We start from the raw sequence: 20,707 nt of genomic DNA, 5'->3' as shown, positions 1-20,707 counted from the left end.
CAGCATGAATACCAAACCCACATCAGAAAAAAAAGCAGCCATTTTAAAATGGCTGAGAAGAGTTGGTGTATGGGGATTTTTATTTTTCCTGGCCAAAGGGTTGGTATGGCTTGCTTTAGGATATTGGGTACTTAAATAAGTACCCAATATCAAATACTATTTTGAGATCAGCGCTTCTGCTTTATGCAGCACTGTTGACAACCCGTTTTTATTTTTACCACCAGCGGTTGCATAAAACGGCTGTCCGCCACCGCCGCCCTGAATGTCCTTAGCCAGTTCCCTCACGATGTTTGAAGCGTTTAAGCCTTTGTCTTTAACCAGGCTTTCGGATAGCATTACCGTAATACCAGGCTTATCGTCTATCAAGGTTGTGAAAACCAGGAAAAGATCGTCTACAAGGTCTTTCACTGCAAAAGCCAGATTTTTAACCGCATCTGCATTTGGCAGATCAACATGTGTTGCAATCAGGTTAATGCCGTTAATAGTTTTAAGGTGATGAACGATTTCATGTTTAAGGTTGGCAGACTGCTCCAAAACAGCCTTTTCCGCATCTTTCTTTAATTTGTTGTTTTCTTCAATCAATGCAGCAACGGCACTGCTCAGGTCTTTGTTACCTTTTAGCAGGGTCCTCAATTCATTCAGCTCTTTGTTTTGATCCAGGACAAAGGCTTCTGCTTTATCAGCGGTGATGGCCTCAATACGCCTTACACCAGCGGCGACCGCACTTTCTGAAGTAATCTTAAAGTACCCGATCTGACCTGTAGCCTGAACGTGCGTACCGCCGCAAAGCTCCTTCGAGTAATGGTCATCGAAAGTAATGATCCGTACCAGGTCGCCATATTTTTCGCCAAACAAAGCGGTAACCCCGCTTGAAATGGCCTGATCGTAAGGCACATATCGTTGTTCCTTTAAAGGGATATTTTCTCGTACTTTTTGATTTACCAGGTGTTCAATCCGCGCCAGTTCCTCATCTGTAACCTTTGCAAAATGCGAAAAGTCGAAGCGCAGGTAATCCGGGTTTACCAGTGAACCTTTCTGGCTCACATGACTGCCCAACACCTTTTTTAAGGCCGCGTGCAATAAGTGCGTTGCGGTATGGTTGTCTTGGGAAAGCAATCGTTTTTTCTCGTCAATCACCGCCCAGAACTGACCTTCCAGATCTTCAGGCAGCGTATCAGCATAATGGACAATGACTCCGTTTTCTTTCCGGGTGTCGGTAATCTCAACAAAGAAAAGGCGACTGTGGTCTTCCAGGCGGCCTGTATCTCCTACCTGACCGCCACTTTCTGCATAAAATGGTGTTTTGCTCAATACAATCTGGTATTGGTCTTTCCCTTTTGCGCTTACCTTTCTGTATTTAATGATTTCCGTCTCTGCTTCTACATCATCATAGCCCACAAATTCAACTTCAAGATCCGGGTTCACCAATATCCAGTCGCCCGTATCCACTGCCGTAGCGGCGCGCGAACGCTCTTTCTGTTTAAGCAGGGCTTTGTTGTATTCGTCCATATCTACTGACCAGCGTTTTTCGCGGGCCATGAGTTCGGTTAAATCTATTGGGAAACCATAGGTATCCTGGAGCTCAAAAGCAAACTCTCCAGAGATGATCATCTGGTCTTTCAGTATGCTGTGCACCCAAGGGTCCTCAAAAGACTTTTCGGGTTCTATCGCATTCTCAGACATTAAGAAATCTGCCTGCTTTTTTATATAGTTATCAAAACGTTGTATACCCGTAGCTAAAGTTCTTAAGAAGGAAACTTCTTCCTCCAGCACCACCTTTTGTACAAAATCCTGTTGAATGAAAAGTTCATCAAAAACACCTTTAAACTGTTCGGCCAATACCGGTATGAGTCCATTCAAAAAAGGGTCCTTCAAATTCAGGAAAGTATAGGCATACCTTACCGCCCGGCGCAGGATACGACGGACCACATAGCCGGCTTTGTTGTTTGAAGGCAGCTGTCCGTCGGCAATAACAAAAGATATTGCCCGGATATGATCGGCCATTACACGCATTGCAATATCCGTTTTCTCATCAGCACCATACTGTATCCCTGCTTTGGCAGCGATAAACTGGATGAGCGGCTGAAACACATCGGTATCGTAGTTGGAACTTTTGCCCTGTAATACACGTACCAGTCGTTCAAAGCCCATACCGGTATCCACGTGCTGTGCCGGCAAAGGCTGCAGTGAGCCATCTTTAAGGCGGTTAAATTGCATGAATACATTGTTCCAGATCTCAATCACCTGAGGATGATCGGCATTAACCAGGGATTTTCCCATTACGGCTTTACGTTCCTCGTCAGGCCGGCAGTCGACATGAATTTCCGAACACGGACCACATGGTCCGGTATCTCCCATTTCCCAGAAATTGTCCTTTTTATTGCCCAATATAATCCGGTCTTCCGGCACATATTGTTTCCATAATTCATATGCTTCGGTATCCCTTGGCAAACCTTCTTTTTCGTCCCCCTCAAAAATGGAAACATAAAGTTTGTCCTTCGGAATTTTATAGACTTCTGTAAGCAGTTCCCAGCTCCAGGCGATGGCTTCCTTTTTAAAGTAATCGCCGAAACTCCAGTTACCCAACATCTCAAACATGGTATGATGGTAGGTATCGATACCTACTTCTTCCAGATCGTTATGTTTACCGGAAACACGCAGGCAGCGTTGGGTATCGGCAACCCTTGGGAATTTAATGGGTGCCTCCCCTAAAAATAAATCTTTAAACTGGTTCATCCCTGCATTGGTAAACATCAGGGTCGGGTCGTTTTTAACTACTATAGGTGCAGATGCAACGATATGATGCTGTTTTGATTCAAAAAATTTTAAGTAGGCCTGTCTGATTTCCTTAGCTGTCATCCTTCTGTTGATTTATTTTGAGCAAACTTAGATAAAATTATTTTTTTTTCGGGTGTCCATGGATACTTGCTTAACTTTAACTAAGTTTGAAAGCTTTAAATAAAACCTGTAATTAATTCATAATCAACACAAAAATATGCCTTACAAAGAACGGGAAATTAATAAAATGTATTATACCATGGGAGAAGTCACCGAAATGTTTGGTGTAAACGCCTCCCAGATCCGCTTTTACGAAAAGGAATTTGATGTGTTGCAGCCTAAAAAAAACAAGAAGGGCAACCGCTTATTTACACCTGAAGATATTGAAAATCTGAAAATCATATTCCATCTGGTAGACGATAAAGGCTTTACCCTAAAGGGAGCTAAAGAACACCTCAAAAACAACAGTGGTGAAGTAAAAGAAAACCAAAAGATCATTGCCTCACTGGAAAAACTAAAAGACTTCTTACTAAAATTAAACGAAGAAATTTAATTAGTAAATTAATTTTTTTTATTTGATTGTATTTGTTGTGATTTGGCCAATTTATGCCCATCACAATGAAGACAATATGTTTATTATTTTTGCCCTGCCGCTATCACTACGGGAAGACACTTGTGGATAAAGAGAAGCTGCCCTTAGAAAGGACATTTAAGCGAATCCCCGGAAACAAAAAAGCAGAAGTTAGACTTCAGCTAAGTTAACAGTTCCGATGATGCTTGCATATAATAATCCGTTTAAAGGATTCCCTTTTACAAGAATTGTGCTACCCTTCTCATTGGGTGTCATGAGTACATATCAGGTAAAGCTACCCTACCTTTTAGAGGCACTCTCAAGCCTGAGTGCCGGACTGCTCCTGCTGCTGTTTGTCCTGATTTTTCAGAGAGGGCGTTTTATATCACATCAGTATAAGCGAAAAGCAGGTTTGCTGCTACACTGCTTTTTTTACCTGTATGGATGTTTATCTTCTACTTTATATAATCATAAATTTAACACTGATTATTATGTATTTAAAAAATATAAATTTCTAAAATTAGAAATTATAGAGGAACCGAAAATGAAACCAAATATTATTTGGCTTGAGGGAATGGTAACAAATGGCTATCATTTGGATTCCTCAGGCCAGGTAATTTCAGAAAGGGCGTCGGGAAAAATAAGGGTAGCACTACAGCTGGATTCTCTTATTCCCATTTCACTGGAATACGGTGACCAGTTGATAATTCCTGCTGCATTTATTGCAACAGATGCTCCAGGCAGTTCGGCAGAATTTGATTTTAAATCCTGGCTGGCTTCCAGGAATATTTATCACCAAACTTTTTTAAAACAAACAGATTTGGTTAAACTATACAATAACAATGCTCACCCATTAATCAGATACGCCTTGAAGCTTAGGGAAAAACAAGTCGCTTTTTACCGAAAAATTATTAAAAACGAGGAAGCTGTTTCGCTTGCTGCCACTCTTATACTTGGCTACCGCTCCGACTTAAGTCCAGGAACTTTAAATATCTACTCCAAAACCGGTACCATACACGCACTATCCGTCTCAGGGATGCATGTAGGCCTGATTTATCTGGTATTGAACTGGCTGCTGTTTTTTTTCAATAGCAACCGGACTTTAAAATATATAAAAACCCTATTGATCATAACACTGATCTGGGCCTATTCCTTATTAACCGGCTTCTCCCCCGCTGTACTTCGATCGGCGATTATGCTTTCCGTATTTGTTATAGCCAGGTTATTTAACAAACGTGCAAACAGCTATAACGTCATTGCATTTGCGGCTTTCTGCCTGTTGCTTTACAACCCATTCCTCATCTGGGACATTGGTTTTCAGCTTTCATTTCTGGCGGTTTTTGGGCTGATGTACCTGCAGCCTCGTATCTATGCCTGGTTAGCCTTTAAAAATCCTCTATTGGATAAGACCTGGGCTGCAATAACAATGTCTGCCGCAGCTCAGCTGGCAACTTATCCATTAAGCATATACTATTTCCATCAGTTCCCACTCTGCTTTCTGATCAGTAACCTCTTTATCATGATACCGGTTACTTTAATCTTATACATCGGTATAATTACCCTTCTTTTTAAAATTGAATGCCTGGGACCTTTGCTGGAAGCACTCATCACGTTTACCAATACCGGTTTGAATAAAATTGCCTCACTGCCATTTTCTGGCATCTCCGGCATCTGGATCGCCAAGACCGAACTGCTGTTACTATACGCTGCAATAACTTGCTTTGTGATCGCCATGCAGCATTATCAAAAACGGATGTTATTTGTATCAATATTTGCCTTTTTTTGTTTTCAGTGCCTTGGAAGCTACCATAAATTAAAAGCGGCACAACAAAAAAAGACCATCACGTTCAAATTGAAACACAATTACGCCATTGCCTGGATTTCTGCGCATAGCGTTATTTTATATACCGACCTTGATCCCGATAGTAAGTCCTTCAACTATGTGATTAAACCTGTTCTTGATCAACACCAGATAGAGCGGGTTATTTTCTTATATTTGGCCGGACCAACTTAATATTTGTATGACTGAAGCCCTGGTTTTATATAGCGTTAAGGAGCGTATAGCAACCATATGCATCAACCGTCCCGACAAACGGAACGCACTGAACCCTCAACTTGTTGCTGAACTGATCGCTGCATTTAACAGCGCCTCGAGGGACGAAGATGTTAAAGTAGTTATCTTAAAAGCTAATGGCCCGGTCTTCAGCGCAGGGGCCGATCTCGCCTATCTTCAGCAACTTCAACAAAATTCATACGAAGAAAATCTGGCCGATTCTGAGAACCTGAAGACACTCTTTACCACAATTTATGATCTGCCAAAAGTGGTAATTGCTCAGGTTGAAGGGCATGCCATTGCCGGGGGATGTGGTTTGGCAACAGTTTGCGACATTACCTTTGCAGTTCCTGAAGCCAATTTTGGCTATACCGAGGTTAAACTTGGTTTTGTACCGGCTATTGTAGCTTGTTTTTTGTTGCGTAAAACCAGTGAAAGCATTGCAAAGAGACTGTTATTGAGCGGCGCGTTGTTCTCAGCACAGGAGGCCTTAAATTACGGACTTATCACTTTTGTAACAAACAAGACAGATATCAGTCTTAATGTAAAGAATTTTGCATTAAGTTTGTGTACTGAAGCTTCAGCCAATTCGTTAATGGTAACCAAGCAGCTGATCGGGCAGACCACAAATCCGGGGCTTGAAAAAAGTTTGACAGAAGCCGTACAGCTCAATGCCCGGGTAAGAGAAAGTGAAGATTTCAAAAAAGGTGTTGCTGCCTTTATCAGCAAGGAAAAAATAAACTGGTAAAATTTTATAATTCAAGACATGTTTAAATCTATTAAAACCGGAGTTCTGGCAATTATTTTAATCGGAACAGCTATTATAGCTAAAGCCCAAAAAGTTATGGATTCGGGAACGATTACCTATGGGATAGAATATTTACTTACAGATGAGCAGAAAAAGCAGATTGACCCTTCGCTGCTGCCTTCTGAAAGCAAAGTAGAATTTAATGGAAACCTGTCTAAAATACAGGTTGATATGGGCGCTGCCATGTTGAAGGTCATCAATGATGGAGAACTTAGCAATTCACTGGTCCTGGTAGACATCCCGATTATGCAGAAGCAGTATGCTGCAAAACTTTCCAAAGAAGAAGTAGAACAACAAAGGGGTGGTTTAACCTTCAGCGACTTTAAAGCAACCGGTGAAAAACAGGTGATCGCTGGTTTCAATGCTGAAAAGTACACTTACAAAGACAACAACGGGGCAACCTACGAATTGTGGGCCACGACAGAACTTAAATTACCCAAAGGAGGCAACCCTCCGGGTTTTAATGCCTTAAATGCTACACCTATTAAATATTCAAACAGCCAGGACGGCTTTAAAACCATGGTTACCTTAAAAAATGTTAAAGAAGGTAAAGTAGGGCCTTTCTCCCTGGATATTCCGAAAGGATATGAGCAAAAAACAATGGCCGAACTAAAAGCAATGCGGGGCGGACAATAAGCCTGGAATAAAATGCTGAAAAGTCTGCTCTTTTTTTTACGGTTCTTCCTGTTTTGGCTGCTGTTCTTTTTTTTAGACCGGCTGATATTTTTACTGATCTACCACCAAAAAATAGCCGCTGTTCCTTTAGCTGAAACGGCAGCTACTTTTTACCATGCGATCCCATTAGACCTGTCTATGACAGCCTATCTGGCCGTTATACCGTTATTTAGCTACATGTACTGGCTATTAAACGGCAGAAAAATAGTGGAGCTGAAATGGGTATCAGTTTACAACAAAATCCTGATCGTCCTTTTCAGTATCATTGCTGTGGTTAATTTTAACATCTACAGAGAATGGGGCAGCAAGATAAACGCCAAAGCGCTTGGATTTGCTTTCCTATCGCCCGGAGAAGCAATGGCTTCCAGTGCTTCCTCGCCTATCGGCCTGTCCGTATCCCTGCTCATTCTGCTATCTGCACTGGGTCTATTCCTTCAACGGTATGTAGTACTGCGTAAACTGAGCTTTAGCCGCAGTCCAATATGGATTCGGGCAATTGTTTGTCTGGCCTTGATAGCTGGAAATTTTCTCCTGATCAGAGGCGGCCTGCGGGGATCGCCCATCACACAGAGCATGGCCTACTTTTCGGAACAGCAGGTGCTGAACCATGCTGCTGTAAATACAGAATGGAACCTGCTTTCAAGTATACTTGCATCAAAAATGACAAAAAAGAATCCTTATGTTTATCTGGATAACCAGCAGGCAGAGCGGGATATCAAAGCATTGTATACAACTGAAAAAGATACAACTACCCTTATTCTGACAACCAAACGCCCCAATGTAGTAGTGGTAATTGTAGAAAGTTTTACAGCCGACCTCACTAAAACGCTTGGTAACGAGGATGGCATTACCCCCCATTTTGATACCTTGATGAAGAAGGGTGTACTTTTCAGTCAAATTTATTCTGCTGGAAGCAGGACAGATAAGGGACTTATTGCCACGCTTGCAGGTTTTCCTACCCTTGCCGCCGGAAGCATTGTAAAATGGCCGGAAAAAATGCAGAAAATCCCTGCCCTTTCTCAGGTATTCTTTAGAAATGGATACCATACTTCTTTCTTTTATGGAGGAGAATCTGAGTTCGACAACTACAAAGCTTTCATCTTGAGCCATGATTACCAGAAACTGGTTGATAAGAACAATTTCAAAGGCAATGAAATGAAATCTCGCTGGGGAAAATTTGATGAGCTTGTATTTGAAAGACAGTTGGCCGACCTGAGCAAGGAAAGTCAGCCTTTTTTCTCTACACTCCTTACCCTTACCAATCATGAACCTTATGAACTGCCAGGCAAGTCTAAATTCGGAAATTCCGACAATACAGCAAAGTTTAAGAGTACAGCCTATTATACGGATTCCTGTATCAATGCTTATTTAATCAATGCAAAAAAACAGGCATGGTATAAAAATACGTTATTTGTATTTGTGGCTGACCATGGTCATCTGCTTCCAAAAAACATACATGACATCTCCACCCCAGGACGTTATCATATTCCGTTACTGTTTTATGGTGATGTGATTAAAGATGAATTCAGGGGACGCAAATTTGACCAGGTAGGCAGTCAGACCGACATTGCGGCCACCCTTCTTGCGCAACTTGACATCCCAGCCCAACAATTTATATGGAGCAAAAACCTGCTGAACCCCTATACCAAACCGTTCGCGTTTTTTAGCTGGGACAATGGCATGGGCTTTATTGATCAGCAGCAATGTGTTACATTTGACAACGTAGGAAAAATGATTTTATTTAACAGCAATGCAGAAGACAAGGCAAAAACACTTCAAACAGTTGACCATGCCAAAGCCTATCTGCAAAATGTTTATCGTCAATTTATAGAACTTTAATAAAATGAATTTCAGAAATGTCGTTTTTAAACTTGCTTTAGTCGCAATCATCGGCTTAGCGGCAAAAGTCAATGCACAAAATAAACCTGAGCTGAGGTGGACCAAGGATGGGAATGCCTATTACCAGATCATGGATGGAGAACTCATTACCGTTTCTTTGCCTCAAAATGACCGCAAAACGATTGTAAGCCGGGATTTGCTATACGCTGGTGGGAACAACATCCGCGGTATTAAAGATTTTGAGCTTTCTGAAGATGGCACCAAAGCATTGATTTATACCAACAGCAAAAAAGTATGGCGCTACGAAACCCGGGGTGATTATTTTGTTGCGGATTTAAAGAACAATACACTTACACAGGTAGGCAAAGACAAACCTGCTTCATCGCTTATGTTTGCCAAATTCTCGCCGGATGGCAACAAGGTAGCCTATGTAAGCAAACACAACTTATACGTAGACGATCTGCAGGCTAAAACCAGCAAGGCACTCACTACAGATGGTACCGATCGGATGATCAACGGAACGTTTGACTGGGTGTACGAAGAAGAGTTTGACTGTCGGGATGGCTTCAGGTGGAGCCCTGATGGACAATCCATCGCCTACTGGCAGATTGATGCTACTAAAATCAAAAACTTTTTAATGATAGACAACACGGATTCCATTTACCCTTATGTAATTCCGGTTGAATACCCTAAGGTTGGAGAAAACCCTTCGGCCTGTAAAATCGGTATTGTAAGCATCGCTAAAGCAGAAACCAGATGGCTGAACATCCCTGGCGATCAGGTACAGCATTACATCCCCAGGATGGACTGGATTCCAAATTCCAATGAGATAATCCTTCAGCAGCTGAACAGGGAACAAAACGTAAGTAAGCTTTTTGTAGCAAATGCGGCTTCCGGCACAGCTGAAAACATCTATACTGAAACCGATAAGGCCTGGATAGACGCGGGTGCCCAAACCTGGGAATGGATCAATGCTGGAAAAGAATTCATATGGATGAGCGAAAAAGACGGATGGCGCCATGCTTACCGTATCAGTAAAGATGGGAAAAAACAAACGCTCATTACCAAAGGGGATTTTGATGTGATTGAAAAATCTTTGGTAGACGAAAAAAACAACCTGCTGTATTTTATGGCCTCGCCCAACAATGCCACACAAAAATATCTGTACAAGGTTAAGCTGAGCGGGGGTGCCAAGGCTGAAATGGTAACTCCTTCTATCCTTCCAGGCACACATACCTATGAAATCTCGCCTAATGCAGTATTTGCACGCCATACCTATACCACAGCAAGCATACCTCCAATTACCGAATGGATGAAACTGACCACGTTAAACCCACTTACCATGGAAGGTAGCATTACCAATCAGCTGGGTAGGATAAAGCCTCCTAAAAACAAGGTAGAATTCTTTAAAGTTACAACAGAAGACGGCGTTGAACTGGATGGCTGGATGAAAAAACCAGATAATTTTGACCAGACAAAAAAATATCCGGTAGTATTTTATGTGTATGGCGAACCCGCTGCCCAGACCGTTACAGATACTTATGGCATGGGTGTAAACTGGCTTTATGCAGGTGATATGCCAAAAGATGGCTACATCTATATTTCTCTTGAAAACAGGGGTGCTCCTGCTCCTAAAGGCAGGGAATGGCGTAAAAGCATTTACAAAAACATAGGCGTATTGAATATACGTGACCAGGCAATGGCTGCAAAAAAAATTATACAATGGCCATTTGTAGATAAAAACAGGATTGCCGTATGGGGTTGGAGCGGCGGTGGCTCTTCTACCCTGAACCTGATGTTCCAATATCCGGAAATTTACAAAACTGGAATTGCCATTGCTGCTGTAGCCAATCAGCTTACCTATGACAACATCTATCAGGAGCGTTACATGGGATCTCCCCTGCTTACCAAAGAGGCTTATATCAAAGGTTCGCCAATTAGCTATGCGAAAAACCTTAAAGGAAATCTGCTGTATATTCATGGTACGGGAGATGACAATGTGCATTACCAGAACGCAGAGATGCTGATCAATGAGCTGATTAAAAACAGAAAGGTGTTTCAACTGATGTCTTACCCCAACAGGACACACAGCATTAATGAAGGTCAGGGTACTTCAGAACACCTGGCTTTAACTTATACTGAATTCCTGAAGCGCAACTGCCCTCCCGGAGGAAAATAAGAAAATAAAAAAAGCAGCTTTAAGAGCTGCTTTTTTTATTTAAAGTAGATCTTAAAGGTTGTCCCTTCGCCTACGACGCTGCTTACCGCAACTCTTCCACCCATGGCATCAATTTGGTTTTTGGAGATAAATAAGCCTATCCCACGGGAATCGGCATTGCCATTAAACGTCTTATACATACCAAACAATTCATCGCCATACTTTTCCAGATCTATGCCAACGCCATTGTCGGTGATTTGAAGCACTTGCTGCTCATTCTCCAGGTAACAGCTCAGTTCCACAACCGGCTTACGGTCTGCGTGACTATACCTGATGGCATTGAAGATAAAATTGAGGAGAATGCTTTCCAGATAAGCAGGGTTATAATTTACAACCATATCACAAGCCTCGCTTTCCACGATCTGTGCATTTTTTGCAGCGATTTCTGCATGTAAAGCGCGCAGGGTCTTTGCGATATATTGCTTCACATTCAAAGCCTCAACCTTGATATTGATGCTGCTATGAATATTTACAACCTGGTTTAAATTGAGCAGTGTTTCATTTAGGGATGAGGAAGCCCTTTTTAACAGGTCGAGCAATTCTGTTCTTTCCATGTCAGAGTTTGCCAGCTCCATCAGATTGGAAATTGCCTCTATATTACTGGTATGGGAACGGAGATTATGGGATACGATATAAGAGAAATTCAGTAAGCGCCTGTTTTGCTCATTTACCAGGCTAAATGAATCATTTAATGTCTTTTCTGCCTTTTTCTGCTTGGTGATGTTGATCATAATTCCCCTCAGCAAAACAGGCTGCTGGTTTTCAGCAATCACATTTACAATATCTCTTAACCATACTACAGTCCCATCTTTGGCGATCATGCGGTATTCAAAATCATGGGCCTGGAGTGCTTTTGTACATACATCACAGTAGGTAACCACCCAGTCCTTATCATCAGGATGTACATGATCTGCCCAGAAAGAATGAGAGTTAAGCCATTCTTCGGGAGTATAGCCCAATATCTCTTCTGTTTTCCTGCTGATAAATGTAAAATGGAAATCAACAGGATCGGCCTCCCATACAATGCCATCAATGGTATCTATTAAAGAGCCCATTCGCTGTTCAGAAGCCCTGGTTTGCTGATCTGCTATTTCCTTGATTTCAGCGGGCTTCTTAAACACTTTCATAGTCAACACCCCACAAACCAGGGCAAAGGCAAGTCCTAACAACAAGGTAAAAAGCAGTTGAGCAAACAAGGCATACCTGCTTTTTACGACCAGGTAAAGTTTCCAGTCTCCATCCGGAAAAAAAACATGCTCATAGGCATTTTTCCTAAAGTCCTTTTCGCCTGAAAGAAAAAACTCTTCCTTTCCCGTTGCAGCATCACGTTTTGAAAACTGAAAATAAAACTTCTTATTGGCATTATTGTACAGTCCTGCCTGCTGTAAAAAGGCATCCAGCTTAATCACCACAGCAGAAAAGCCCCAAAATTTATGATCTATAAACAAAGGTATACGGCCAATAATTCCCGTACCGCCCTGTTTGAGCTTAATGGGACCGGAAAAATACATTTTTTTGTAATTGACGGTTTTATAGGCTCCTATGGCTATCTGTCTGGGTTCCTTAAATACATTCATTCCCAGAACCTTCTCGTTTCCTTTTAAAGGATAAACGTATTTAATGACCCCATCGGGTACCAGCTCTACAGCCTGCAACATAGAATTGGAAGCTAAAAGTTCTGCTCCCACTTTTTCGAAATCAACAGGATTACCCTGCTCATCCAATGTAAGGGCAAGAAGAAATGCAGACGTATAGCTGTTTTTCAGCGACTGATCTATATTTTGTTTTACCACATTTAATATGCCCAGCATCTCCTGACGTTCATTCTCCTTAACAATCTGGTATTTCTGATTGGTAATGAAGCCAATGACCAGGAGCAAAAACAGAAAAACCAGGATTCCCGCTAACCTGGGACGTTCCAGAAGCCGGTTTATCATCTCCGAAAACCTGTTTTCAAACTTCATATAAATTGCCGGATACTGATCTGAATAAAAACATTGCAGTTTTTTAGCTGAGTTCTAATATAACAAAAAGGATTTTTTTATTTTTATCCATTATGATTTTCCTTGAGAACGATTATTTAAGAGCTTCTTTTGCAGCTAAAGGTGCAGAATTGCAGAGTTTAAAAAATAAAAACAACAATGCTGAGTACCTCTGGTCGGGTAATCCTGACTACTGGGGAAAATTCAGCCCGGTTCTATTTCCCATAGTAGGTGGTTTAAAGCAAAACACTTACTATTATAAAAACAAAGCCTATCTTTTGCCCAGGCATGGTTTTGCAAGAGACAAAAATTTTGAGTTGAACCAGATCGGCAGCACAGCCCTGGTATTTTCACTAAAACATGATGAAGAAACTTTAAAGGTTTATCCCTTTCCTTTTAAACTTCAATTGCATTACACCCTAACAGGAGCAAGACTTTCATGCAGCTATACTGTGTCAAACCCTGCTGAAGATATTTTGCTGTTCTCCATTGGCGCACATCCGGCTTTTGCAACTGAAGTAAATGCAGACCTGGCCTATACCGATTATTTCCTGCAATTCAATAAGGAGGAGAGCTTAACGTATCATAAGATCCGAGAGGATTTGGTTGACCATCAAACTGCAACTATAGCATTATCAGACAGAAAACTACCTTTAACACATGAGCTTTTTTATGATGACGCATTGATATTTAAAACCCTAAAAAGCGATTGTATCAGTCTGAGAAACGATAAGAATACCAGAGGAATCCATTTCAGTTTTAAGAATTTTCCCTTTTTTGGCATATGGTCGGCTAAAGATGCAGATTTTGTTTGTCTTGAACCCTGGCAGGGAGTTGCCGACGGGATAGATCACAACCAGCAATTGGAACATAAAGAAGGTATCATAATCCTGGGCCCCGGCAAGCAGTGGACCGGGAGCTGGGGTGTTGAATGCTTTTAACTGCTCTCCTCGTATTCCTTGCTTATCTACCATAGCTATTTAAGCAGACTGGCAGCCGGTTTTGTTATTCTATCCAATGATTTACCTGCAATGATATTGGGCACATCGTACCTCCGCAAAGCCTTAATCCCTTCTTCTTCAGTTGAAGACAGGTCTGATTATGCACTTACCTGATCACGGCAGTCCTTTTGCTTGAAGTATAGGCGTTAAAAATACCCAGGGCTCCGTTGTTAAAATTAGAAACCGGATTTGCCGGAGAAACAGGTGGCCCAGCCTCACCGGAATTTTGTCCAAGGCTGTAAAAATATCTGTAAACATTGCGATCCACGCACTGGAACTCTACATGAAGGCTATCGCCTGAAACCAGATCGCCCAGATCCTTAAAAATCACGTCTGATACTTTATTGCCGTTGTTAAAGCGGTCTTCGTTTACTACATCCTTCTCCACTGTTCCTTTAATTTTTAAAATATATCTGTATTGGTTCTGCACATCCCGGGGGTCGTTATAATTTACTGCGATATAAGTATTTGTAGTACCAAAAAAATCAAACTGCCTGAAGGAAATCGAATCCAGCATTACCTTTGCGGGCATGGTGGAACTGGCGCGGTATGTTTTTCCCTCCACAGTAACATCCAAAGTATAACGTCCACCTGGAATACCACGAAATTTAACGGTTTGGTAGAAACCTGGTGCTATTTCGGTATAATTAATGGTACTACCGTTAGGCCGGGTTAACACTAGCTTTGCGCCGCTTAGTCCATTAAACTTATTGCGTTCTGTGAAGTTATAGGTCTTGGAAATTTTTACCACCTGATTTTCATTCTGATCGCTCACCCCGCCCTCAATAACCACAGCAGGTTCGGCATTAGCCAGTTTCAACTCAATTACCTTTTCACAGCCCGGCAACACCATTGCAGAAAGAAAAATGGCTAAGATGACCAGCTGTTTTAAACTCTTGTTTCTTTTTAAGTCCTTCATTCGTTAAAATTTAAAATTCCAGCTTACCGAAGGGATAATACCAAATAAGGTCGTACGTATTGCCTGCGTTCTGCTGGCATCATTCGGATCGTCCTTAAAATCGATCGAAAATGCGTTATGCCGGTTATACAGATTATATATCCCAAAAGACCAGCTGGACTGCAGTTTCCTGCCAGGCCTGCCTTCGAAGGTTGCTGATACGTCCAGGCGATGATAGGCCGGACTGCGGTACCCATTTTTCTCCGTATAGTAAAAAGCCGTCCTGCCGTTCAGCTGATATTTACCACTTGGATAGGTTACGGCATTTCCAGTGTTGTAAACAAATACCGAAGAAAGGGTCCAGCGTTTGCCCGCCTTATAAATGCCTACCAGCGATAAGTCGTGGGTCCTGTCCTGCCTGGCATAAAACCACTTGTTATTATTAATGGTATCAAAAAGGCGTTCCGTTCTTGACCAGGTATAGCCTAACCATCCATTAAATCTGCCAAACCGTTTTTTTAAAAAAAGCTCAATACCATATGCCCGGCCATCCCCGTACAATAAATCTGCTTCGACATTCCCATTCCCACGTAAATCTGTTCCGCTGCGGTATTCAATCTGGTTTTGCATCCATTTGTAGTACATCTCGGCCGAAAATTCGTAGTTATCGTCATTAAAATTCCTAAAATATCCTGCAGCAAGCTGATCGGCGACCTCAGGCTTCACATTATTGCTGTTCATAATGTAAAGGTCCGTAGGCGAAGTTGAAGTCGAATTAGACATCAGGTGTACATTTTGAATGTTACGGGTATAAGCTGCCTTTAACGAGCTGGAACTTGTGAGCTGGTAACCTGCTGAAATACGGGGTTCCAGATTAAAATAGGTTTTCACGAATTCACCAGTTTGATAAGCTACCGTGCTGACCGTATTTCCTTCCGTATCATAACTTTTGATGTTTCCAGGGCCAAGCAAGGAAAAACTACTTACCCTCAGCCCATAAACCAGGTTCATTTTGTCATTTACTATCCATTCATCCGATAGATAAGCGGCCAATTCAATCCCACTCCTGTTTTCGTAATTGGTTTCGTTTACGCTCGAAGTTGCAGTGGCAGTAAGCTTACCCGGAGCAATGTTATGGTGTATGGCATTTATGCCAAACTTCAAACTGTGCGCATTACTCAGGCTGTATTCAAAATCCTGCTTCAGATTGAAATCCCTGATGGAAGAATTTACCTCAAAATTGTTTTCTTCCATAAAGTTCTGGATTACATAATTGTAGTTGCTGTAAATTAAAGAAGTATTGGAAAAAAGGCTATTGCTATACAAATGGTTCCATCTAAACGTTACTGTAGCATTTCCCCAGTTAAAGCCAAAAGTATCAGACAGCCCCAGTTTGTCGCGGCCAAAATATCCAGACAGGTATAAAGTATTCTTTTCATCCAGCTGATAGTTGGCCTTTGCATTCAAATCGTAAAAGAACAGGGTATTGCTATTTATCGAGCTATCTGGTGATAAGGCCAGGAAAGCATCCAGATAGGTCCTTCGGGCACTCAACATAAACGACCCTTTATCTTTTACTATCGGCCCTTCCATCTTTAGTCTGGAAGAAATCAGGCCTATGCCTCCTTCCGCGGTGTATGTTTTTCTGTTGCCCTCGTTCATTTTGATGTCGAGCACCGAAGCCAAGCGCCCCCCATATTGAGCAGGCATTCCGCCTTTATACACACTGACATCTTTTATGGCGTCGGAATTAAATGTTGAAAAAAAACCCAGCAGATGAGATGCATTGTAAACAGGAGCCTCGTCTAATAGAATCAGGTTCTGATCAGTTGAGCCTCCTCTCACATAAAAGCCACTGTTCCCCTCACCCGCCGATTTAATACCCGGCAAAAGCTGAATGGTTTTTAATACATCACGTTCACCCAGCAGCACCGGAACATTGTTTATCTCGCGAACAGCTATTTTTTGCAGCCCCATTTGCGGGTTACTTACATTTTCGTTGCGCTTTATTACCGAAACTACCACCTCATTTAACTGATTATACTGTTCTAACGTAAAATTAAGCCGGGTGTCTTTTGTAATAATGATACTTCGTTTAAATGTTTTATAACCAATAAAACTAACTGAAATTTCATAACTACCTTCAGCGGCGCTAATGGAATAAAAACCATAAGCATTACTGATAGCCCCAGCCTGAATACTGCCTGTAAGTTTAATACTTGCGCCTATTAATGTTTCACCTGTGGTGGCGTCTGTTACATTTCCGTTGAGTATTTTTTTTGTTTGGGCATTTATAAATTGACATTGAACCATTAAAAAGAAGAGCACCAGAACAATCCCCGTAAGCTTTGGCATAATTACAACGTGAATTGTAAAAATAGAAATTTTACGCTATTGTCTCTTATATTTGGCAGATATCTGTAATTTGTAACAGCTAAACCTACAAGTCAATGAAACGCGCCATCAAATACAGTTTTATACTGTTCCTCAATTTTTTAACGTTAACATGCCTTGCCCAGCAAAAAATGCAGAGCCTGGATGAACTGATTAATACCACTGATCCTGCGTGGCCCCTTGTTTTAAAATGGATAGATTCCGCAAAAAACAAAGTCGAAGTCCTTAAAGTTGATTCGGCTCAGGCAAAAGAGGCATTGTTTAACACCCAGGTTTCGACTTACACCACGCTTGGGGCTATAATTTACAATACCGGCGGGATCATAGTAGACCAGGGCTGGTTAAGGATATTGGGTTCGGGGAATGTAAAGCTCAATCGTTCTGTTTCTGCCTGGAACAAAGGGAAAACCATTAAAGAATATGGTGATCAGCCAGCATACCTGCTGGTTGCCGACGATGCGGTAGGAGGCTTTTTTGCCATAAACTACGGTGCCTTTGGTCAGGATTTAAAATCTATCTATTACCTGGCCCCCAACAGCCTGAAATGGGAGTCGCTTGAGCTTGGCTACACAGAATTTATCCGATTTTGTTTTGATGGGAACCTGACCGATTTCTATAAGGGGCTGAGGTGGTCTACCTGGAACCAGTTTATCGCCAACCTGGACGGAAACAAGTCTTATAGCTTTCGCCCGTATTTATGGACAGAGGGTGGTATGGACATAGAAAAATGTAGTCGAAAACTCGTACCTACTGAGGAACTTTTCAAATTCAACATCAATAAACAAAAAGAACTCGAAGCAAAAGCTGGAACTAAAACCGAATAGACATACCAGATTTTAAAACTATATAGACTTAAATCGTGTTAATCACCAGATGACACTGATCAGCTTTACCCATAAAGGCATTTACTGTAGACAGGGCAATTTTTACATAGACCCATGGAAACCTGTTAACCTGGCCGTAACAACTCACGGGCACTCAGACCACGTAAAATGGGGCAACCAGGCCTACCTCTGCCATGAACTGACAAAGCCCATTCTTGATCAAAGGTTGGGTCCTGGCTTAAAAATAGAAACACTCCCCTACGGTAAGGAGATCAGTATCAATGGCGTAAAAGTGAGTCTTTTTCCGGCAGGTCATGTCATCGGATCGGCCCAGGTAAAGCTGGAATACAAGGGTGAAGTTTGCGTCGTTTCTGGCGATTACAAAACAGAATACGACGGCATCAGCACAGAATTTGAAGCTGTAAAATGCCATACTTTTGTATCAGAAAGTACTTTTGGGCTCCCCATTTATAAATGGCAACCACAGCAGATCCTATTCGATCAGATTAAAAACTGGGTTTCAGCCAACCATGATAAGCAAAAAACGAGCGTATTAATTGCCTATAGCCTGGGCAAGGCACAACGTCTCATTAAGGGCCTTGGCGGCTATGCCCCTATTTATGTACACAATTCTATTGCCAACCTGAACGAGAGGCTTATAGATGCGGGTGTCAATTTACCCGAAACGATCCGGATTAATGCCGACCTCAAAAAAGAGGAACTCCAAAAGGGGATCTTAATTGTGCCACCCGCTCTTGCTGATGGAAAATGGATAAAATCGCTGACAAACGCCGCGACAGGAATTTGCTCCGGCTGGATGCAGGTAAGGGCGGGCAGAAGATGGCAAAGTGCCGATGCAGGTTTCGCCCTGAGTGACCATGCAGACTGGCCAGGCCTGCTGTCGGCTATCAAGGCTACAACAGCCGAAATGGTATTTGTTACGCATGGTTACAGTGCTGTATTTTCCAGGTACCTGAATGAGATTGGTATAGCGGCGCATGAGGTAAAAACGCAATATGGTGACGAAGCGGAAGAGGAGGAACAGCTTTGAAGCGTTTTGCAGAACTCATACAGCAATTGGAACTGAGCAATAAGACCAACGATAAAATTGCGGCCCTTACCGCTTATTTTGAAGAGGCCAATGATTTGGATAAACCTTATGTAATTGCCATGTTTACGGGAAAACGTCCCAGAAGGCCTGTAAGCACTGCACTCCTTAAACAATGGGCCATTGAACTAAGTGGTATTCCGGATTGGCTTTTTACAGAATGTTACCACAATGTGGGTGATTTAAGCGAAACCATTGCATTGGTACTGCCGCCCCCCACAACCTCAGACAACCGTAACCTGCATGAATGGATCCGTGACCTTACTTTGCTCAATGAGAAGGATGATAATTATAAAAAGACATTTATAGGCAATGCATGGAATAGTTTGGAAATACCTGAACGCTTCATTTTCAATAAGCTGATTTCAGGGAATTTCCGGATAGGGGTCTCTGGTAAGATGCTGGTAAATGCGCTGGCTAAATTAAGTGGAACAGAAAGCAGCAAGGTTATGCATAGCATCATGGGTAAATGGGAGCCCGGACAGATTTCATACCATGAGTTGCTGGCAGGGGCACATGTAAATACCGACAACTCCTGGCCCTACCCTTTCTGCCTGGCCTATGCCCTTGAAGCAGAACCTATAGCATTGGGATTGACCAGCGAATGGCAAGCCGAATGGAAATGGGATGGCATACGCGGGCAAATTGTAAAAAGAAATGGCGAACTGTTCATATGGTCCCGAGGTGAAGAATTGGTAACCGAACAGTTTCCTGAGCTTCATTTTTTAAGGGACGAGCTGGAAGATGGAACGGTACTGGATGGCGAAATACTCTCTGTAAAAGATGGAACAGTGCAGGCTTTCAGCATACTGCAACAAAGATTAAATAGAAAAAAGATAGGTAAAACGCAGCTCACAGATGCACCAATCGGTTTCTTTAGTTACGATCTGCTGGAGTACGGGGGAAATGACCTGAGGTCGGAGCCCCTCAGTACGCGAAGACAACTATTGGTTGATACTATTGGGCGATTGCGTACTGAAAGCATCGTATTGTTATCACCCATCATTGAGTTTGAAACCTGGGAACAGCTGACCCAACTGAGAATGGCTGCGCGCGACATCAATAGTGAGGGCATCATGTTAAAAAAACTGGATTCCCTATACCATAGCGGGAGGAAGAGAGGTCACTGGTGGAAATGGAAAATCAACCCCTTCACAATTGACACCGTCATGATATACGCGCAAAAGGGAAGCGGGCGAAGGGCTAATTTTTATACTGATTATACCTTTGCAGTACGTGATGGGGCACAGCTGGTCACGATCGCTAAAGCCTATTCAGGATTAACCGATAAAGAAATAAAGGAAGTAAATGCATTTGTGGTAAAAAATGCCATAGAAAAATTCGGGCCGGTACGTACGGTAAAGCCCGAATTGGTATTTGAAATTGCTTTTGAGGGAATTACAGAGAGCAAAAGGCATAAAGCTGGACTTGCCCTGCGTTTTCCACGCATTGCCCGATGGAGAAAAGACAAAAAAGCGGATGAAATCAATACGCTTGATGACTTAAAACAATTGTTACAGGCTACATTAACACCGCCAAACCCTTAGATTTACGTTAT

Annotated in this window: 15 protein-coding genes; 11 read left to right on the top strand and 4 right to left on the bottom strand. The window is 42.2% G+C overall.

The genetic code is table 11. The features are described from left to right. The first annotated feature begins 4 nt into the window (after positions 1–4). Positions 5–139 carry an alanyl-tRNA synthetase gene (locus B9A91_RS14605; RefSeq protein ID WP_084239760.1) on the top strand — a complete coding sequence of 45 codons (135 nt, stop codon included), beginning with the start codon at positions 5–7 and terminating at the stop codon, positions 137–139. Between the two features lie 17 nt (positions 140–156). Here B9A91_RS14605 and alaS read toward each other — a convergent pair whose 3' ends face one another. Continuing rightward, positions 157–2,859: an alanine--tRNA ligase gene (gene alaS, locus B9A91_RS14600; protein WP_084239759.1), complete on the bottom strand. Its 2,703-nt coding sequence runs from the start codon at positions 2,857–2,859 to the stop codon at positions 157–159. A gap of 136 nt (positions 2,860–2,995) precedes the next feature. On the opposite strand from alaS, the gene B9A91_RS14595 reads away from it, so the two are divergent. The 6 genes from B9A91_RS14595 to B9A91_RS14570 all read left to right on the top strand — a co-directional run bounded on the left by B9A91_RS14595 (position 2,996) and on the right by B9A91_RS14570 (position 10,903). Beyond that, entirely contained in the window at positions 2,996–3,331 is a 336-nt protein-coding gene (locus tag B9A91_RS14595; RefSeq protein WP_084239758.1) for a MerR family transcriptional regulator, read from the top strand. A gap of 217 nt (positions 3,332–3,548) precedes the next feature. Then, positions 3,549–5,363: a ComEC/Rec2 family competence protein gene (locus B9A91_RS14590; RefSeq protein WP_084239757.1), complete on the top strand. Its 1,815-nt coding sequence runs from the start codon at positions 3,549–3,551 to the stop codon at positions 5,361–5,363. Positions 5,364–5,370: 7 nt separating this feature from the next. Next, complete coding sequence (locus B9A91_RS14585; RefSeq protein ID WP_084239756.1) at positions 5,371–6,150, top strand: enoyl-CoA hydratase/isomerase family protein; 780 nt, start codon at positions 5,371–5,373, stop codon at positions 6,148–6,150. An 18-nt stretch (positions 6,151–6,168) separates the two neighbouring features. Then, complete coding sequence (locus tag B9A91_RS14580) at positions 6,169–6,846, top strand: hypothetical protein (RefSeq protein ID WP_084239755.1); 678 nt, start codon at positions 6,169–6,171, stop codon at positions 6,844–6,846. 12 nt (positions 6,847–6,858) lie between these two features. Then, positions 6,859–8,724: an LTA synthase family protein gene (locus B9A91_RS14575; RefSeq protein ID WP_084239754.1), complete on the top strand. Its 1,866-nt coding sequence runs from the start codon at positions 6,859–6,861 to the stop codon at positions 8,722–8,724. Positions 8,725–8,728: 4 nt separating this feature from the next. Beyond that, the gene (locus tag B9A91_RS14570) at positions 8,729–10,903 is read left to right on the top strand and encodes a S9 family peptidase (RefSeq protein WP_084239753.1); all 2,175 of its coding nucleotides are present in this window, start codon (positions 8,729–8,731) and stop codon (positions 10,901–10,903) included. Between the two features lie 35 nt (positions 10,904–10,938). Here B9A91_RS14570 and B9A91_RS14565 read toward each other — a convergent pair whose 3' ends face one another. Further along, a complete protein-coding gene (locus tag B9A91_RS14565) occupies positions 10,939–12,906 on the bottom strand; it encodes a sensor histidine kinase (protein WP_084239752.1) in 1,968 nt (655 codons plus the stop codon). 92 nt (positions 12,907–12,998) lie between these two features. Between B9A91_RS14565 and B9A91_RS14560 the strand changes: the two genes are divergently transcribed. After that, positions 12,999–13,865 (top strand): aldose 1-epimerase family protein, encoded by an 867-nt coding sequence (locus B9A91_RS14560; RefSeq protein WP_084239751.1) that lies wholly within the window; start codon positions 12,999–13,001, stop codon positions 13,863–13,865. Positions 13,866–14,031: 166 nt separating this feature from the next. Here the strand turns inward: B9A91_RS14560 and B9A91_RS14555 are convergent, their stop codons facing one another. After that, on the bottom strand, positions 14,032–14,844 hold the full coding sequence (locus tag B9A91_RS14555) for a DUF4249 domain-containing protein (RefSeq protein WP_235012567.1): 813 nt from the start codon (positions 14,842–14,844) through the stop codon (positions 14,032–14,034). A 3-nt stretch (positions 14,845–14,847) separates the two neighbouring features. Continuing rightward, entirely contained in the window at positions 14,848–17,178 is a 2,331-nt protein-coding gene (locus B9A91_RS14550; RefSeq protein WP_084239750.1) for a TonB-dependent receptor, read from the bottom strand. 95 nt (positions 17,179–17,273) lie between these two features. Between B9A91_RS14550 and B9A91_RS14545 the strand changes: the two genes are divergently transcribed. Genes B9A91_RS14545 through B9A91_RS14535 form a run of 3 tightly spaced genes read left to right on the top strand, consistent with a single transcriptional unit; the run spans position 17,274 to position 20,696 of the window. Further along, positions 17,274–18,041: a DUF2625 domain-containing protein gene (locus tag B9A91_RS14545; protein WP_200815666.1), complete on the top strand. Its 768-nt coding sequence runs from the start codon at positions 17,274–17,276 to the stop codon at positions 18,039–18,041. Between the two features lie 49 nt (positions 18,042–18,090). Then, positions 18,091–19,092 (top strand): ligase-associated DNA damage response exonuclease, encoded by a 1,002-nt coding sequence (locus tag B9A91_RS14540; protein WP_084239749.1) that lies wholly within the window; start codon positions 18,091–18,093, stop codon positions 19,090–19,092. Further along, positions 19,089–20,696: an ATP-dependent DNA ligase gene (locus B9A91_RS14535; protein WP_084239748.1), complete on the top strand. Its 1,608-nt coding sequence runs from the start codon at positions 19,089–19,091 to the stop codon at positions 20,694–20,696. Before B9A91_RS14540 ends, B9A91_RS14535 begins: the two co-directional genes overlap by 4 nt. The last annotated feature ends 11 nt before the right edge of the window (positions 20,697–20,707 follow it).

The organism is Pedobacter africanus (assembly GCF_900176535.1).
GTDB classification, from domain to species: Bacteria; Bacteroidota; Bacteroidia; order Sphingobacteriales; family Sphingobacteriaceae; genus Pedobacter; species Pedobacter africanus.
The sequence above is the reverse complement of the archived record's forward strand: the minus strand, read 5'-3'. Positions and strand labels throughout refer to the sequence as shown.

What these genes read in the sequence shown, in the direction of transcription:
- B9A91_RS14595 (WP_084239758.1), top strand. Translation starts at nt 2,996, where the DNA reads ATGCCTTACAAAGAACGGGAAATTAATAAAATGTATTATACCATGGGA.
- B9A91_RS14560 (WP_084239751.1), top strand. Translation starts at nt 12,999, where the DNA reads ATGATTTTCCTTGAGAACGATTATTTAAGAGCTTCTTTTGCAGCTAAA.
- B9A91_RS14565 (WP_084239752.1), bottom strand. Translation starts at nt 12,906, where the DNA reads ATGAAGTTTGAAAACAGGTTTTCGGAGATGATAAACCGGCTTCTGGAA.
- B9A91_RS14590 (WP_084239757.1), top strand. Translation starts at nt 3,549, where the DNA reads ATGATGCTTGCATATAATAATCCGTTTAAAGGATTCCCTTTTACAAGA.
- B9A91_RS14580 (WP_084239755.1), top strand. Translation starts at nt 6,169, where the DNA reads ATGTTTAAATCTATTAAAACCGGAGTTCTGGCAATTATTTTAATCGGA.
- B9A91_RS14550 (WP_084239750.1), bottom strand. Translation starts at nt 17,178, where the DNA reads ATGCCAAAGCTTACGGGGATTGTTCTGGTGCTCTTCTTTTTAATGGTT.
- B9A91_RS14575 (WP_084239754.1), top strand. Translation starts at nt 6,859, where the DNA reads ATGCTGAAAAGTCTGCTCTTTTTTTTACGGTTCTTCCTGTTTTGGCTG.
- B9A91_RS14605 (WP_084239760.1), top strand. Translation starts at nt 5, where the DNA reads ATGAATACCAAACCCACATCAGAAAAAAAAGCAGCCATTTTAAAATGG.
- B9A91_RS14570 (WP_084239753.1), top strand. Translation starts at nt 8,729, where the DNA reads ATGAATTTCAGAAATGTCGTTTTTAAACTTGCTTTAGTCGCAATCATC.
- B9A91_RS14540 (WP_084239749.1), top strand. Translation starts at nt 18,091, where the DNA reads ATGACACTGATCAGCTTTACCCATAAAGGCATTTACTGTAGACAGGGC.
- alaS (WP_084239759.1), bottom strand. Translation starts at nt 2,859, where the DNA reads ATGACAGCTAAGGAAATCAGACAGGCCTACTTAAAATTTTTTGAATCA.
- B9A91_RS14555 (WP_235012567.1), bottom strand. Translation starts at nt 14,844, where the DNA reads ATGAAGGACTTAAAAAGAAACAAGAGTTTAAAACAGCTGGTCATCTTA.
- B9A91_RS14585 (WP_084239756.1), top strand. Translation starts at nt 5,371, where the DNA reads ATGACTGAAGCCCTGGTTTTATATAGCGTTAAGGAGCGTATAGCAACC.
- B9A91_RS14545 (WP_200815666.1), top strand. Translation starts at nt 17,274, where the DNA reads ATGAAACGCGCCATCAAATACAGTTTTATACTGTTCCTCAATTTTTTA.